Annotated in this window: 12 protein-coding genes; 9 read left to right on the forward strand and 3 right to left on the reverse strand. The window is 63.9% G+C overall.

What is annotated here, in order from left to right:
• Positions 1-7: 7 nt before the first annotated feature.
• From BM269_RS04230 to BM269_RS04255, 6 genes are all read left to right on the forward strand, one after another.
• Positions 8-1,672: a glycoside hydrolase family 10-like protein gene (locus BM269_RS04230; RefSeq protein WP_373994377.1), complete on the forward strand. Its 1,665-nt coding sequence runs from the start codon at positions 8-10 to the stop codon at positions 1,670-1,672.
• 70 nt (positions 1,673-1,742) lie between these two features.
• A complete protein-coding gene (locus BM269_RS04235) occupies positions 1,743-2,660 on the forward strand; it encodes an N-acetylglucosamine kinase (protein ID WP_090435787.1) in 918 nt (305 codons plus the stop codon).
• Between the two features lie 7 nt (positions 2,661-2,667).
• A complete protein-coding gene (locus BM269_RS04240; RefSeq protein WP_090435788.1) occupies positions 2,668-3,459 on the forward strand; it encodes an N-acetylmuramoyl-L-alanine amidase in 792 nt (263 codons plus the stop codon).
• A gap of 87 nt (positions 3,460-3,546) precedes the next feature.
• Complete coding sequence (locus BM269_RS04245; protein ID WP_090435789.1) at positions 3,547-4,449, forward strand: LysR family transcriptional regulator; 903 nt, start codon at positions 3,547-3,549, stop codon at positions 4,447-4,449.
• Positions 4,449-5,060 (forward strand): M15 family metallopeptidase, encoded by a 612-nt coding sequence (locus BM269_RS04250; protein WP_090435790.1) that lies wholly within the window; start codon positions 4,449-4,451, stop codon positions 5,058-5,060. Before BM269_RS04245 ends, BM269_RS04250 begins: the two co-directional genes overlap by 1 nt.
• 13 nt (positions 5,061-5,073) lie before the next feature.
• Positions 5,074-5,541, forward strand: a complete 468-nt coding sequence (locus BM269_RS04255) for a hypothetical protein (protein ID WP_090435791.1) — start codon at positions 5,074-5,076, stop codon at positions 5,539-5,541.
• On the opposite strand, the gene BM269_RS04260 is transcribed toward BM269_RS04255, so the two are convergent.
• From BM269_RS04260 to BM269_RS04270, 3 genes are read right to left on the reverse strand one after another with little or no spacing between them, the layout of a single operon-like run.
• Positions 5,536-6,036 (reverse strand): DUF2939 domain-containing protein, encoded by a 501-nt coding sequence (locus tag BM269_RS04260; RefSeq protein ID WP_090435792.1) that lies wholly within the window; start codon positions 6,034-6,036, stop codon positions 5,536-5,538. The two genes, BM269_RS04255 and BM269_RS04260, sit on opposite strands and share 6 nt — an antisense overlap.
• Entirely contained in the window at positions 6,037-7,551 is a 1,515-nt protein-coding gene (gene dacB / locus BM269_RS04265) for a D-alanyl-D-alanine carboxypeptidase/D-alanyl-D-alanine endopeptidase (RefSeq protein WP_090435793.1), read from the reverse strand.
• A gap of 10 nt (positions 7,552-7,561) precedes the next feature.
• Positions 7,562-8,800 (reverse strand): nucleoside recognition domain-containing protein, encoded by a 1,239-nt coding sequence (locus BM269_RS04270; RefSeq protein WP_090435794.1) that lies wholly within the window; start codon positions 8,798-8,800, stop codon positions 7,562-7,564.
• A 133-nt stretch (positions 8,801-8,933) separates the two neighbouring features.
• Between BM269_RS04270 and BM269_RS04275 the strand changes: the two genes are divergently transcribed.
• The 3 genes from BM269_RS04275 to BM269_RS04285 all read left to right on the forward strand — a co-directional run bounded on the left by BM269_RS04275 (position 8,934) and on the right by BM269_RS04285 (position 14,532).
• A complete protein-coding gene (locus BM269_RS04275) occupies positions 8,934-10,616 on the forward strand; it encodes an ABC transporter substrate-binding protein (RefSeq protein WP_090435795.1) in 1,683 nt (560 codons plus the stop codon).
• 84 nt (positions 10,617-10,700) lie between these two features.
• Positions 10,701-13,457 carry a TonB-dependent receptor gene (locus tag BM269_RS04280; RefSeq protein WP_090435796.1) on the forward strand — a complete coding sequence of 919 codons (2,757 nt, stop codon included), beginning with the start codon at positions 10,701-10,703 and terminating at the stop codon, positions 13,455-13,457.
• A gap of 1 nt (position 13,458) precedes the next feature.
• Positions 13,459-14,532, forward strand: coding sequence for a S66 peptidase family protein (locus BM269_RS04285; RefSeq protein WP_090435797.1), 1,074 nt, complete (start codon positions 13,459-13,461; stop codon positions 14,530-14,532).
• Positions 14,533-14,540: the final 8 nt, after the last annotated feature.

The following is a 14,540-nucleotide window of genomic DNA, read 5'->3' on the forward strand; positions in this document are numbered from 1 at the left end:
TTAGGTTTTGGTTTTCAATGCGAGAAGGCGGCTGACCATAGCCGCCGCCGCGGCCGGCGTGGCCGCATTCATGGGGGCGTGCTCGTCGACGCCCACCGTGCCAGCCGCTGGTGAAGCTGCGGCTTCGCCCCCTGGTGGCGGGAGCGGCAATGCGCCGGCTCCGCCGACGGGTACAACTCCTGCACCGCTGCAGCAACGCGTCACCGGCGAGCAGCCGCCTGCCGCGCCGCGCGAATTCCGCGCCGCCTGGGTGTCGACCGTCGCCAACATCGACTGGCCCAGCCGCAGCAATCTGCCGCCGGCGCGCCAGCAGGCCGAAGCCCTTGCCATCCTGGACCGCGCCAAATCGCTGCACCTGAACGCCATCGTGCTGCAGGTGCGTCCCAGCGCCGACGCCATCTACCCGTCCAAGCTCGAACCCTGGTCCGAATTCCTGACCGGCCAGCAAGGCAAGGCCCCCGAGCCGGCATGGGACCCGCTGGCGTTCTGGATCGCGCAGGCCCATGCCCGCGGCCTCGAACTGCACGCATGGTTCAACCCCTACCGCGCCCGTCATTCCGCCGCGCGCACGCCGAATGCGCGCGAGCACATCGCCAACAGCAAGCCGCAACTGGTGCGCCAGTACGGCAAGTTCCTGTGGATGGACCCGGGCGAGGACGCCGCCGCCCGGCAAACGCTGGACGTGATCCTGGACGTGGTGCGCCGTTACGACATCGACGGTGTCCACATCGATGATTATTTCTACCCCTACCCGATCGAAGCTCCCGGCGCCAATGGCGGCGAGGCAGCGCTGGACGCGCCTTCGAACGGCAACAAACCGGAGCTGGACTTTCCCGACGGCGCGCCCTACCAGCGTTACCTGCAAGGCGGCGGCACCCTGGAGCGCGCCAACTGGCGCCGCCAGAACGTCAACCAGTTGATTGAAGCAATCTACACCGGCATCCACAAGGAAAAATCGTGGGTGCGCTTTGGCATCAGTCCCTTCGGCATCGGCCGTCCGGACCGCCGCCCGCCCGGCATCCAGGGCTTCAGCCAGTACGACAAGCTGTATGCCGATGCCGAATTGTGGCTGCAGAACGGCTGGCTCGATTACCTGGCGCCGCAACTTTACTGGCCGATCGCCCAGCAGCCGCAAGCCTTCCCGGTGCTGCTCGATTACTGGCTGGGCCAGAACAAGCGTGGCCGCCATATCTGGCCGGGCCTGTACACCAGCCGCATCGACGACAGCAGCAAGTCCTTTACGGCCGACGAAATCGTGCAGCAGGTCGATGTCATGCGCAGCCGGCCCAATGCGAATGGCCACATCCACTTCAGCATCGCCGCGCTGATGCAAAACCGCAAAGGCGTGAGCGACCACCTGAAAGCCACCAGCTACCAGGGACCGGCCCTGGTGCCGGCTTCGCCGTGGCTGGGCAGCGAGGCGCCGCCCGCGCCGACGGTGGCGGTCAAGCGCCACGCCAGCGGCTTGGCGCTCACCCTGGGCAACGCCGGCCGCGCGACCCATCTTGCGATCTGGGCGCGCTACGGCGAGGAATGGCGTTTCAATGTGGTGCCGGCCGGCCGCAGCGACGTGGTGCTGACCGACGATAACGGCGTGCCCGCCCGCAGCGTGGTGGTGTCGGCGGTCGACCGCTTAGGTAACGAAAGTCCAAGAGTTTCCGCTGCCTTATAACTTTTTGGAATGAGTGCCCCACACGCTTTCATGTCAATATGACAGCGTTTCAACGTACACTCGACAGATCATGGGCAAACCTGACACCGATCGTACCTTAGGGCTGGGAATCGATGCTGGCGGCACGGAAACACGCTGGGCGCTCTCCGACCCGGCAGGCGAAATTGTGTCCGAAGGCACGGTCGCCGGGCTATCGGCCCTGATGATGGCCAAGCCGGCCGGCCGCGAGCAAGTGCACGCCACGTTCAGCCAATTGGCGCAGGACGTGCTGGATGCCGGCAAGCCCTTGCGCATCTGCGCCGGGCTGACCGGGTTCGGCGGCGAAGGCAATGTCCTGATGGACTGGCTGTCCACCTTGCTCGGCGTGCGCCTTGACGCGATTACCCTCTGCAACGATATCGAAGTCGCTTATCTCGATGCCTTTGAGCCTGGCCAGGGCTACCTGGTCTACGCCGGCACCGGCTCGATTGCCGCCTTCATCGACGAGCAAGGTGAATTCCACCGTGCCGGCGGCCGCGGCGTCATGCTGGACGACGCTGGCGGCGGTTTCTGGATTGCGCGCGAAGCGATGCGCCGCATCTGGCGCGGCGAGGACGAGCAGCCCGGTTCCTGGGAGGATTCCCCGATGGCCCATGCGGTGTTCGATCACGTGGGCGGCAGCGACTGGTCCTTCTCGCGCAACTTCATGTATGCCCAGGAACGCGGCGCCATCGGTCAGCTGGCGCTGGCCGTCGCCATGAGCGCGGGCGCCGACCCGGCCGCCCGCCACATCCTGCTGCAGGCCGGCCGCGAACTGGCGCGCCTGGCGCTGGCACTGGTGACGCGTTTCGGCGAGCGGCCGATCATCTTGTCCGGCCGCGCCGCCGAACTGCATCCCCTGATCTTCGAAGCCATGCGCGCCGACTTGCCGCCTGGATTCCATTTGCAAAAACGCAGCGCCAGGCCGCATCATGCGGCTGCCCGGATGGCCGCCCGGCCCCGCAACTAAGGAAACCATGAAAAAACTGCTGCTCGCTTCCCTGATCGCCTTGCTGACCGGTTGTACCACGCAATTGCCAAACATCGACCATTCACTGACGTCCAAGGGGCAGAGCAGCCGGGTACGCTTCGTGGTGATCCACTACACCGTGGCCGACCTGCCGCTCTCGATCAAGCTGCTGACCGAGAAGGAAGTGAGCGCACACTACCTGGTCACCGACGAGAATGAGCCGCGCGTCTACGCCCTGGTCGACGAAAACCGCGCCGCCTGGCACGCCGGCCTGAGCAGCTGGAAGAACTATACCGCGCTGAACCACAGCTCGATCGGCATCGAAATCGTCAATCCCGGCTTCAAGGACATGCCCGACGGCCGCCACTGGTACGGCTTTAGCGAGCGCCAGATGGACCAGCTGGTTGCCCTGCTCAAGCAGATCAAGGAACGCCACCAGATCGCGCCGGAAAACTTCCTCGGCCATGCCGACGTCGCCCCGCAGCGCAAGCAGGACCCGGGTCCCGTGTTCCCATGGAAGCGCCTGGCCGACGAGGGCCTGATCGCCTGGCCGGATGCCAACGCCGTCGCCGCCGCGCGCCCGCAATACGAGGCCCAACTGCCCGACATCGCCTGGTTCCAGCAAAAGCTGGCCCTGCACGGCTACGCCACCCCGCAGACCGGCGTGCTCGACCAGGAAACCCACAATGTGCTGGTGACCTTCCAGGCCAAGTACCGCAACAGCAAATGGGACGGCGTGCCCGACGCCGAATCCGCCGCCATCCTCGACGTGCTGACCGCGCCCAAGCCGAAACAGTAAGGCTGTTTGCACGGCGGCCTGCTTTCCCCTATCCTGCCCACATGCTGCGGGGAGGACCTGCGGCGCCGAGGAAGAGGAACCAGGACAATGCGGCTGCGCCACATCGAAGTTTTCCACGCCATCATGCAGGTCGGCACCATCAGTGGCGCCGCCCAGGTGCTGCACATTTCGCAGCCCGCCGTGACCAAGGTGCTGCAGCACGCCGAACTGCAACTGGGTATGCCGCTGTTCGAGCGCGTGCGCGGCAAGCTGTACCCGAAACCGGAAGCGCACCGACTGTTTGCCGAAACCGAAAAACTGCACCGCGACCTGCAAGGCATCCGCCGCCTGGCCGCCAGCCTGAAAGGCCGCGCCGTCGAAACCGTGCGCCTGGTCTCGACGCCGACCATCGCCATCAGCGTGCTGCCGCAAGCCATGAGCGAATGGCGCAAGGCATTCCCCGGCACCCGCTGCGAACTGGCCACCCACCACACCTCCGAGATCGTCAACACCCTGCGCCTGGGCGAAACCGACATGGCGCTGTCGCTGCAGGACCCGCGCCATCCCGGCATCATCGCCGAGCCGATTGCGCAAGGCGTGATGACGGTGATCGCGCCGGCCGGCACCTGGCGCGGCGACCAGGCCGGCTTGCCGCTGACAGCGCAAGGCCTGACCGGTGAATTGATCGGCCATGCCGACAATGATCCGCTGGGCGAGATGATTGTCGCTTCCTGCGAAGCGCAAGGTATCCAGCCCAACTTTCGCACCACGGTGCAGACTTACCAGATCGCCCGTTCGCTGGTGGAAGCCGGTGCCGGCCTGGCCGTGGTCGATCCGTTCACGGCGGCATCGGCCGATCCGGCCAAAGTCCAGAAGCGGCAGTGGGCGCCGGGCATTCCGATCCAGCTTTTCCTGCTGACGAACAGCCACGCACCGCTGTCGCACGGCGCCCGCCAACTGGCCGATTCGATCGCCAGCATGGCCCGCGCCTGTCTCGAACAAGGAAAGTAATGAGCAACATCATCCGCAGCGAAGATGTTCCCGGCAGCCCCGATTTCCGCCACCTGCGCACTATCGACGGTATCGCGGTCGACCTGCGTTATGCCGGTCCGGACAACTTCGTCGGGCGGGATCTGTATTCGCCGCTGGATTGCGCCTGGCTGCATCGCGATGCGGCCGCCGCCATCGAAGGCGTGGTGGCTTATCTGGCGCGGCGGGCGCCAGGCTGCAAGGTGCTGCTGCTCGACGCCTTGCGCCCGCACCGTGTGCAGGAGCAGCTGTGGGATGCGCTGGCCGGCACCAGCCTGCAGATGTACCTGGCGCCGCCGGAGCGCGGCTCGATCCATTCCTTCGGCATGGCGGTCGACATCACCATCCTCGACCCCTCCGGCCGGGAGCTCGACATGGGCACGGGATTCGACGACATGACGGAATTGTCCCATCCCGCGCTCGAGGCGCGGCACCTCGCCAGCGGCGAACTGACCACCGCGCAAATTGCCAACCGCCAATTGCTGCGCGATGCCATGTTCCAGGCAGGTTTTGCTGGCATCAACAGCGAATGGTGGCATTTCGACTGCGGCGACCGTGTGCTGGTGCGCCGCGATTACACCAAAGTCCTATAAGGAGACATCCGCCATGCAGCAGCCCTGGTCTACCACACGAGCAATCCTGACCGGCGGCGCGCTGGGCGGCTTGCTGGACATCCTGTTTGCGATCGGTTTCGCCGGCTATAACGGCCTGCCGCCGGAACGCCTGCTGCAAGTGGTGGCCAGCGGCGCGCTGGGCAAGGCGGCCTTCACCGGCGGCGCAGCCGCTGCGGCATTCGGCCTGGCCTGCCATTTCGCCCTGAGTTTTGGGTGGATGGCGATCTTCTTCTTCGCCGCGCGGCGCATTCCGGCGCTGGCGCGGCAACCGCTGTTGTCGGCTGTCGGCTACGGTTTGCTGGTGTTCTTCACCATGCGGCTGGTGGTGCTGCCGCTGTCTGCCTTCCCGCGCCCGGTGACGTTCAATGCCTTCTCATGGGGCATGGATATCCTGTCGCACATCTTCCTGTTCAGCCTTCCGATCGTGTGGGCGACGCGCAAGGTGCATCGCGCGTCATAAACGGAACTCGGACAGCTTCCAGTCCGCAAAGCCATTGCGGATGAACACCAGCGCGACCTTGTCGTTGCGGACGATGTAGCGGTTGACGCCATCGCGCTCGGTGATCCACTTCGGCTTGTCTTCGCCGGAAGGTGGCTCCTGATCACGCTCGCGCGTGTCGCGATCCTCGTGCCCGCCGCGCTTCCTGGCAAAGTCGCCATGCTCCAGCACGAACATCACCGCCTCAGGCCGCACCAGCGCATCCACCACCACGCCGCCAAGCAGCCGCCCAAAGCCGGCCAGTGCATCGTCGCCGGGCTTGCCGGCGATATCGTCTTTCATGTTCTCGCGCAGCGCCGGAAAATCGACGTGGCTGTTGAACGCCGCCACATCATGCGCCCGCACCGCCTCTTTCATCTGGTGCACAACGAGCAACGGCGACCAGTACCAATACGCCGCCACCGCAACCAAGACCGCCAGCAGCGCGGTTGGAATGCCTTTACTTTGTTTTGCCATTTATTGCTGCCCTCCGCTGCGCGCGACCCAGTCGATCAAGCCGTCCGCCAGCGCGCGGCCATTGCCGTTGCCCGCGCGGTCGTGGTTGACCATGACCACCACCACGCATTGCTGGCCGCTGGCGTCCGGGACGTAGCCGGCGATGGCGACCACGTTCTTCAGCGAGCCGGTCTTGATGCGAGCCTGCATGGCGGCAGGGCTGTCTTTCAAGCGGCGCCTCATGGTGCCATCAATGGCGGCAATCGGCAGGCTGGTGAGGAATTCCGGCGCCCATAACGATTTCTGCGCGGCTTTCAACAGGCCTGCCATCTGCTCGGGGCTGAAGCGTTCGATGCGCGACAGGCCGGAGCCGTTTTCGAACACCATGCCGGTATCGTCGATGCCGTGGGCCCGCAGCCAGTTGCGGATCACCATTTCCGCGCGGGCGTTGGTGGTCATCGGTGCTGGCGCTGCTTCCGCGCCGCCGGGGATTTCCATCGGCGCGGCATCGGGCAAGGGGCGGCTGCCTTGCACAGGATCGGCCTGCAGGCTGCCCAGGCTCAGGAAGATGGTGCGGGCCAGGCCGTTGTCGGAGAGCTTGTTGGTATCGCGTACCATCTCGGGCAGAGAACGGCTCACGTGCTCGGCCAGCAGCGTGGATGCGCCACTATTGAAGGCACGCGACTGTTCGGCGGACGCTTCGGAAGCCTGGCCGTTGAACTGGCCGCCAAGACGCTCCCAAGTCGCACGGAACAGCCGCTCGGCGTAATCCGTGCGGTCCAGCACGTTGATCACATTGGTCTTGCTGCAATTGCGCGGGAAGGTTCCTTTCAGCACCACGGTCAGGTACGCGCCATCGCGCACATACTCCGGAATCTTCCAGCCGTCCTCCCATCTGGCGCAGTCGCGGTCGACCAGCGCCAGCTCCGAACGTACCCGCACCTTGTCCAGCTCAGGCAGCACGCTGGCCTTGATCGACTTCGCGTCGGAGCTGATGTCGAGTGTCTGCAGGTTCATGTTCAGCAGCAGCGCATCGGGAATCAGGTTGTAGTAAGCCTCGGGGGACTCGTCGAACGGCGCTGCGCCGGCATCGGCACGCGCCGGCTGCCAAAGCTGGCGGTCCAGCACCAGGTTGCCGTCGATCTGGCGGATGCCCTTGGTGCGCAGCTTTTCCAGCATGTGGGTGAAGGCATCGGCGGTGAAGTCGCCATCGGCGCCGCCGCGCAGCACCAGGTCGCCGTGCAGCACGCCACCCGCCACTTCGCCGGAAGTACGCAATTCGGTGCGGCCGCGGAATTGCGGCCCAAGCACTTCCAGGCCCACCAGGGTGGTGAACAGCTTCATGGTCGAAGCAGCCGTGAACGTGCGTGCAGCTTCGTGCGCTACCAGCACCTGGTCGCCGCGCAGTACCACGGCCCCGATGGCGTCTTGCGGAATGCCTTTTTCTGCGGCCAGCCTGGCGATCGGCTCCGGTAGCGCCGCCTGGGCGCAAGCGCCGATGGCGCCAAACAGGGTAGCTAGCAACAGGCGGCGCATCGTTGAATCCTTAACCGAAAAACACGTAGGCTACAGCAATTGCGGTCAATACCCCCGCGAGATCGGCAATCAGGCCGGCGGAGATCGCATAGCGCGTCTTGCGGATGCCGACCGAGCCGAAATACAGCGCCACGATATAGAAGGTGGTATCCGCCGAACCCTGGAAGATGCAGGCCAGGCGGCCGACGAAGGAATCCGGGCCGTAAGTCTTCATCGCATCGATCATCATGGCGCGCGAGCCGGAACCGCTGAAAGGCTTCATCAGTGCGGTCGGCAGCGAAGGCACGAAATCCGTGCGCAAGCCCAATGCATTGAACACCCAGTTGAAGCCGTCCATCACCAGCCCGAACACGCCTGCATTACGCAGCACGCTGATCGCCACCAGCATGCCGACCAGGTAGGGAATCACCGTCAGCGAAGTCTGGATGCCGCCCTTCGCGCCTTCGATAAAGGCTTCGTAGACATTCACCTTCTTGAGCAGGGCGCCGATGATGAAGGCTGCGATGATCGAAATCAGGATCAGGTTGGACGCCACTTTCGACACCACCTCGATCTGCTCGCGCGTCAGGAAGGCGGTGAAATACCAGATCAGCCCCGCAATCGCCGCCGTCATGCCGCCGATCCAGGCCAGCAGCACCGGATCGAACAGGTTCAGGCGCTGGCGGATGCCGACCGCGATGATGCCGGTCATGGTCGCGGCGTAGGTCGCGATCATGCATGGAATGAAGATATCGGACGGGTCGGCCGCGCCGAGGATGGCCCGTTGCGCCATGATCGCCAGCGGGATCAGCGTCAAGCCGGAGGTGTGCAGCACCAGGAACATGATCTGGGCGTTGCTGGCGGTGTCCTTGTTCGGGTTCAGCGTCTGCAGGCTTTCCATCGCCTTCAGGCCGAACGGGGTGGCTGCGTTGTCGAGGCCCAGCAGGTTGGCCGAGAAGTTCATCACCATGTGGCCGGTGGCCGGATGGTCTTTCGGCACTTCCGGGAAGATGCGCGAGAAGAAAGGCGAGATGACCTTCGCCAGCCAGCCGATGGCGCCGGCTTTCTCCCCAATATTCATGATCCCCAGCCACAGGGTCATCACGCCGGCCAGCGGCAGGGCAATGTCCATCACGCCCAGTTTGGCGGATTCGAACGTGCCGTCGATGATTTTCTTGAAGATCTCCGTATCGCCCATGAACAGCCATTGGATGATGGCGGCGGCGAAGCCGACGAGGAAAAACCCGGACCAGATGTAATTGAGGGACATGGACGTACTTCTTCTAGTGGAATGACCGATTTTGCAGCGAAAGTATAGGGCCAGCGGATGAAAGTATGCGCTGCGCTCATGTAAAAAAGTTATAAGCTGGCGTATCGCCAAGCACTGGCTTATGCTCCGCTGCATGAAAAAACTTCGCGTCCCCGCTGCCGCCCTTGCTCTTGCCCTGGCCGTCGTCGCTCCCGCAACGCTGGCCGCCGACAAAGTGCTGCACGCCTTCTTGTCGACTGGCGAAACCGGCCTCGATCCCGCCGTCGCCTCCGACCTGGCCAGCCTGAGCCTGCTGGAGAACCTGTTCGAGCCGATGCTGCGCTACGACTACGAGGCGCGCCCGGTCAAGCTGGCCCCCAGTGGACTGCGTGAAATGCCGGCCAGCGATGCGAGCGGCACGGTCTGGACCTTCCACCTGAAGCCCGGCATGTTCTTCAGCGACGATCCGGCTTTTAACGGCAAGAAGCGCGAAGTTACGGCGGCGGATTATAAATTCGCCATCGAGCGCCTGCTTGATCCCGCGCTCAAATCGCCCTGGTCCTTCATGTTCGAAGGGAAGCTGGCCGACCTGCGTGCACTCGACAAATACACCCTGCGCCTGACACTGAAGGAGCCCGATCCAAGCCTGCTGTTCTACCTCGCCCTGCCGGCCACCGGCGCGGTGGCGAAAGAGGTGACCGATGCCTACGGCAGCCAGGTCGGCAACCACCCGGTGGGCAGCGGCCCTTTCGCCATCGAACAATGGAAGCGCAGCGACAAGATCACATTGACTGCCAACAAGGGCTACCACCAGGTCTGGCAAGGCAAGCACCTGCCGATCGTCGACAAGGTCGAAGTCAAGATCATGGAGGAATACCAGTCGCGCGTGCTGGGCTTCCTGAATGGCGAATTCGATTACATCGAGCAGGTGCCCGAATCGATGCGCGACATGGTGCTCGACCCGTCGTCGGCAACGCCGGTGCTGCAGCAGGAGCTGGCCAAGCGCGGCATGGTGCTGTCCCCCTTCCCCGTGCTCCAGACCTATTACATGTGGATGAATATGGAAGATCCGCTGATCGGCGGCTACAGCAAGGAAAAGGTCGCCCTGCGCCGGGCCATCGCACTGGGCTATAACGGTCCCGAGGACATTGCCTTGTTGAAGAAGGGCCTGGCCATCCCCGCCCAGAGTCCCTTGCCGCCGAACGTATTGGGCTACGACCCGGCCTACCGCAGCCCTGTCAGCTACAACCCCAAGTTGGCCAAGGCGCTGCTGGACCGCTTCGGCTACAAGGCCGGCAAGGACGGCTTCCGCACCCTGCCCAATGGCCAGCCGCTGGCGCTGCTGATGCACAGCGAGCCGACCATGGTGGGCCGCCTGCGCGACGAGCTTTGGCGCAAGAACCTGAATGCGCTCGGTATCCGCGTCAGCTTCAAGACCGACAAGAAGACGGAGATCATCAAAGCCAGCCGCCTTGGCAAAGTGCAGATGTTCGAGACCAATTGGGTTGCCGATTTTCCGGACGGCGACAACTTCTTCCAGCTGCTGTATGGACCCAACAGCGGCCGCGCCAACTATGCCCGTTTCAACTTGCCCGATTACAACAGCCGCTATGAGAAAGCCCGCCAGCTGCGCGATGGACCGGAGCGCAACGCCCTGTACCGCGAGCTGAACCAGTTGATCCACGCCTACAACCCCTGGGTATTGCTGATCCACCCGATTTCGGCCGATATCCGGCAACCGTGGCTTAAAAACTACAACCGACACCCGGTTGAACTGACCAATTGGCGCTACCTGGACATTGAACCAAAAAGCAGTATGACGCCCGCATTACATTAAGTTATGGACGCAGTAGTAATTTTCATTGGATGACAAGATTTCCATAGCGCTAATCTGAAATACACACTTGTTCGGGAGAGGCTAGTGAAGATTAACAAGCTGGCGCAACTCATTGCGCTGATCGGGGTAGCAAGTCCAGTCATGGCGCAGCAAGCCGCGCCGCCCATGCAGCGCGTGGAAATCACCGGTTCCAGCATCAAACGCGTGGCGGCGGAAGGCGCCCTCCCGGTCCAGGTCATCACCTTCGACGCGATCCAGAAAGCCGGTATCACCAGCACCCAAGACCTGTTGCGCAGCATTTCGGCCAACGGGACCGGCGCCGACAATATGACGTCCGGGAACAACGTATTCGGCGCCGATGCCGACCGGGTCTCCGGCGGCGCCTCGTTCGCCTCCCTGCGCGGCCTGGGCCCCAACGCCACCCTGGTGCTGCTGAACGGCCGTCGCGTCGGTAACCATGGCGCCTCCGGCAAGGCGGTCGACCTGAACTCGATCCCGCTGGGCGCGATCCAGCGCGTGGAAATCCTGAAGGATGGCGCTTCCGCAATCTACGGTACCGACGCGATTGGCGGCGTGGTCAACTTCATCCTCAGGACCGATTACACCGGCATTGAAGCGAGCGTGAGCTACAACGCCACCGAAGCCGGCGGCGGCATGCAGCGCCGCTACTCCTTGCTGGGCGGCGTCGGCAGCCTGGGCGAACAAGGCTGGAACCTGATGGCCAGCGTGACGCATGATGTCGACGACAAGCTGTCCTCCAGCCAGCGCGGTTTCGCCAACGGTTTCCAGCCGGGCCGTGGCCTGTCACCGGATACCACCGGCACGCCCTACGCCAACGTGCTGACCGGCGCCGGCACCGCCCTGGGCACCGGTTTCACCGTCCCAGGCGACAGCACCACCTACCTGCAGGCCAGCCCACTGAGCTTCCAGGGCAAGTGCGACAGCATTCCGGGCATGTCGCAGTACCAGACCGACTTGTGGAAAGACGTCACCGCGCCGACCCGCACCAGGTTTTCCTGCGCCTATGACTACGGCGCGGACTATGTGATCAGCTTCCCGGTTGAACGCAGCAATGCCTTATCGCGCGCGACTTTTCAGTTGAGCCCCCAGCACAAGCTGTTTGCCGAGCTGTTGGGCTCGCGCACCAAGGCGACTGCAGAATTGACACCGGTGCAGATATCGACCAGCCTGGCCAACGGTGCCGCGTACCCGGTCAATGGCCCGTATTACCTGGACATGAGCCAGTTCATCGCGAGCTACGACAAGACCAAGCCGATCATCTATAAATGGCGTTCGACGCCATGGGGCAAGCGCACCCAGGAGAACGTCACCGAAAACTTGCGCGGCCTGATCGGGCTGGAAGGCGTGTTGGCTGGCAAATACGACTACAAGGTCGGCCTGTCGCGCGCCCAGAGCACGACCAAGACCGACCTGATCGACGGTTACGGCTGGACCAGCCAGATCTACTCGGCCCTCGGCAGCGGCAAGATCAACCCCTGGTTGCTGCCCGGCCAGAGCCAGACCGGCGAAGCCATGAGCCTGATCGAATCGACCAAGTTCCGTGGCCGCCTGCAGCACGGCAGGACCACCATGACCCAGCTCGACGGCTCGATCTCGGGCGAGGTATTCCAGCTGCCGGCGGGTGCCGTGATGATGGCTGCGGGGCTGGACCTGCGTAAAGAGAGCTATGCGTTTGCCCAGGACGTCGACGCCGCCAAGATCCTGCTAGCGCCAGGCAATGCCAACCAGGACCGGGTCAGCCGTAATGTCAGGGCCGTGTACGCCGAGATGATCGTTCCGGTGGTCAAAGACCTGGAAGTACAGCTGGCGGTGCGGAGCGACCGTTATTCGGTATTCGGCTCGACCACCAACCCGAAAGTATCGTTCCGTTGGCAGCCGTCGCAGAGCCTGATGTTCCGCGGCTCGGCTTCGGAAGGTTTCCTGGCGCCCAGCTTCACCCAGCTCTATTCCGGCCGTCTGCTGGGCGAGCTGCCAAACGGCGTCATCGACCAGGAAGGCTGCGCCCAGCATCCGGGCGATCCGGCCTTCTGCGCGATTCCGCGCCTGAACTACTTCTCGGGCGGCAATCCGGGCCTGAAGCCCGAGACCTCGAAGCAGGGTACGCTCGGCATGGTGGTGGCACCGTTCACCGGCTTCACCGCCTCGCTGGACTACTGGGCCATCAACGTCAGGGACCGCATCCTGAACCGCACCCCGCAAGTGGTGTTGAGGAATTGGCAATTTTTGAACGACTACATCATCCGCAACCCGCAGACCGGCGCGATCGACCACGTGGAGGCGGGCTGGATCAATGCGGCGGGCCTGAAAACCCGCGGCCTGGACCTCGGCCTGCGCCACGACGGCAAGGCTGGCGGCTACAAGACCACCGCCACTCTGGACGGCACCTGGATGCAATCCTTCAAGTTTGCGGAATTCGAGGGCCAGCCGTTTGTCGAGCAAGTCGGCCAGTTTGCCACCCGCGACGTGTACCTGCGTTGGAAGCACAACGCCGGCCTGACAGTCGCACGCGGCGACTGGAGCGTACTGTTCAACAACAAGTTCGCCGCGCACTACGCCGACCAGTTGCCGAACGGAGGCAAGGGCGCAGTGCCGGCCGGCTTTGAGCCGAATGTCAAGCACTACAGTATTTTCGGCATCTCGGGCACGTACACGGGCTTCAGGAACACCACCATCACGGCCGGCATCCAGAACCTGTTCGACACCGACCCGCCGTTCACGGCCCACAATGTGGACGAGGTGGTAGGCGCCGGCTGGGACCCGCGGGTGGCGGACGGCCGTGGCCGTTCCTTCGCACTCAACCTGAAATACAAGTTTTACTGATGTGATTACCCGGCGCAGCCTTGGCCGCATCGTGGCGGCCGCCCTGGCCGCTGCCGCGCTCCCCCGGGTGGCGGCAGCGGCCGGCGGCCGTCCTGTTTCCGGAAAGCCAATCATGAAGAAAGCCGCCCTGCTCAAGCCGCCACGCCTGAAAGCGGGCGCTACCGTGGGGCTGGTCGCCCCTGGCGGCCATACCGACGCCGCGGCGATTGCCAAGGCCATCAAGACCATCGAAGCGCTCGGTTTCAACGTCAGGCTGGGCCGCAACCTCGAAGCCGTGTACGGCAACTATGGCGGATTGCCCGAGCAACGGCTGGCAGACCTGCATGCCATGTTCGCCGATCCCGACGTCGCGGCGATCTGGGCGATGCGCGGCGGCTCCGGCTGCATCCAGCTGTTGGCGCATCTCGACTATGAGCTGATTCGCCGCCATCCCAAGATCCTGATCGGCTACTCCGACATTACCGCGCTGCACCTGGCGATCCAGAAGAAGGTGGGGCTGGTGACTTTCCACGGCCCGGTGGCCTCCGCGACCTTGTCCGACTATACGCTGACCCATCTCCTGAACGTGCTGATGCATCCGGAACACCAATACACTATTCCGATGGCGCTGGAAAACAGCCGCAAGGCGGAGGAACAGCCTCACTACGCGCTGCGCACGGTAGTGCCGGGAATGTGCGAAGGCCCGCTGACTGGCGGCAACCTGTGCCTGGTCAGTGCCCTGGTCGGCACCGAGTACGCCAGCAATTACACGGGCGGCATCCTGTTCCTGGAAGAGGTGAACGAAGCGCCGTACCGGATCGACCGCATGCTGATGCAGCTCCATCTCAACCGGGAATTCGGCCAGGCCGCCGGCATCATGCTCGGCATCTGCGACAACTGCGGCCCTCAGGACAGCGATATTTCCCTGACGCTGGACGCCACCACCGACCAGCACCTCACCCCGCTGAAAGTGCCCGCGGTGACGGGCTACAGTTTCGGCCACATCCGCGACCAGTTCACGCTTCCGATGGGCATCCGCGCCCGCCTCGACACCGAACGCCAGACCCTCACCCTGCTCGAACCCGCTGTTTTGTGACTCGGCGT

The organism is Duganella sp. CF458, from assembly GCF_900113115.1.
In the GTDB taxonomy this organism is placed as follows: domain Bacteria; phylum Pseudomonadota; class Gammaproteobacteria; order Burkholderiales; family Burkholderiaceae_D; genus Rugamonas.

Excerpts from the sequence above, each read along its gene's own strand:
- BM269_RS04275 (WP_090435795.1), top strand. The coding sequence starts at position 8,934 with ATGAAAAAACTTCGCGTCCCCGCTGCCGCCCTTGCTCTTGCCCTGGCC.
- BM269_RS04235 (WP_090435787.1), top strand. The coding sequence starts at position 1,743 with ATGGGCAAACCTGACACCGATCGTACCTTAGGGCTGGGAATCGATGCT.
- BM269_RS04245 (WP_090435789.1), top strand. The coding sequence starts at position 3,547 with ATGCGGCTGCGCCACATCGAAGTTTTCCACGCCATCATGCAGGTCGGC.
- BM269_RS04260 (WP_090435792.1), bottom strand. The coding sequence starts at position 6,036 with ATGGCAAAACAAAGTAAAGGCATTCCAACCGCGCTGCTGGCGGTCTTG.
- BM269_RS04250 (WP_090435790.1), top strand. The coding sequence starts at position 4,449 with ATGAGCAACATCATCCGCAGCGAAGATGTTCCCGGCAGCCCCGATTTC.
- dacB (WP_090435793.1), bottom strand. The coding sequence starts at position 7,551 with ATGCGCCGCCTGTTGCTAGCTACCCTGTTTGGCGCCATCGGCGCTTGC.
- BM269_RS04270 (WP_090435794.1), bottom strand. The coding sequence starts at position 8,800 with ATGTCCCTCAATTACATCTGGTCCGGGTTTTTCCTCGTCGGCTTCGCC.
- BM269_RS04240 (WP_090435788.1), top strand. The coding sequence starts at position 2,668 with ATGAAAAAACTGCTGCTCGCTTCCCTGATCGCCTTGCTGACCGGTTGT.
- BM269_RS04255 (WP_090435791.1), top strand. The coding sequence starts at position 5,074 with ATGCAGCAGCCCTGGTCTACCACACGAGCAATCCTGACCGGCGGCGCG.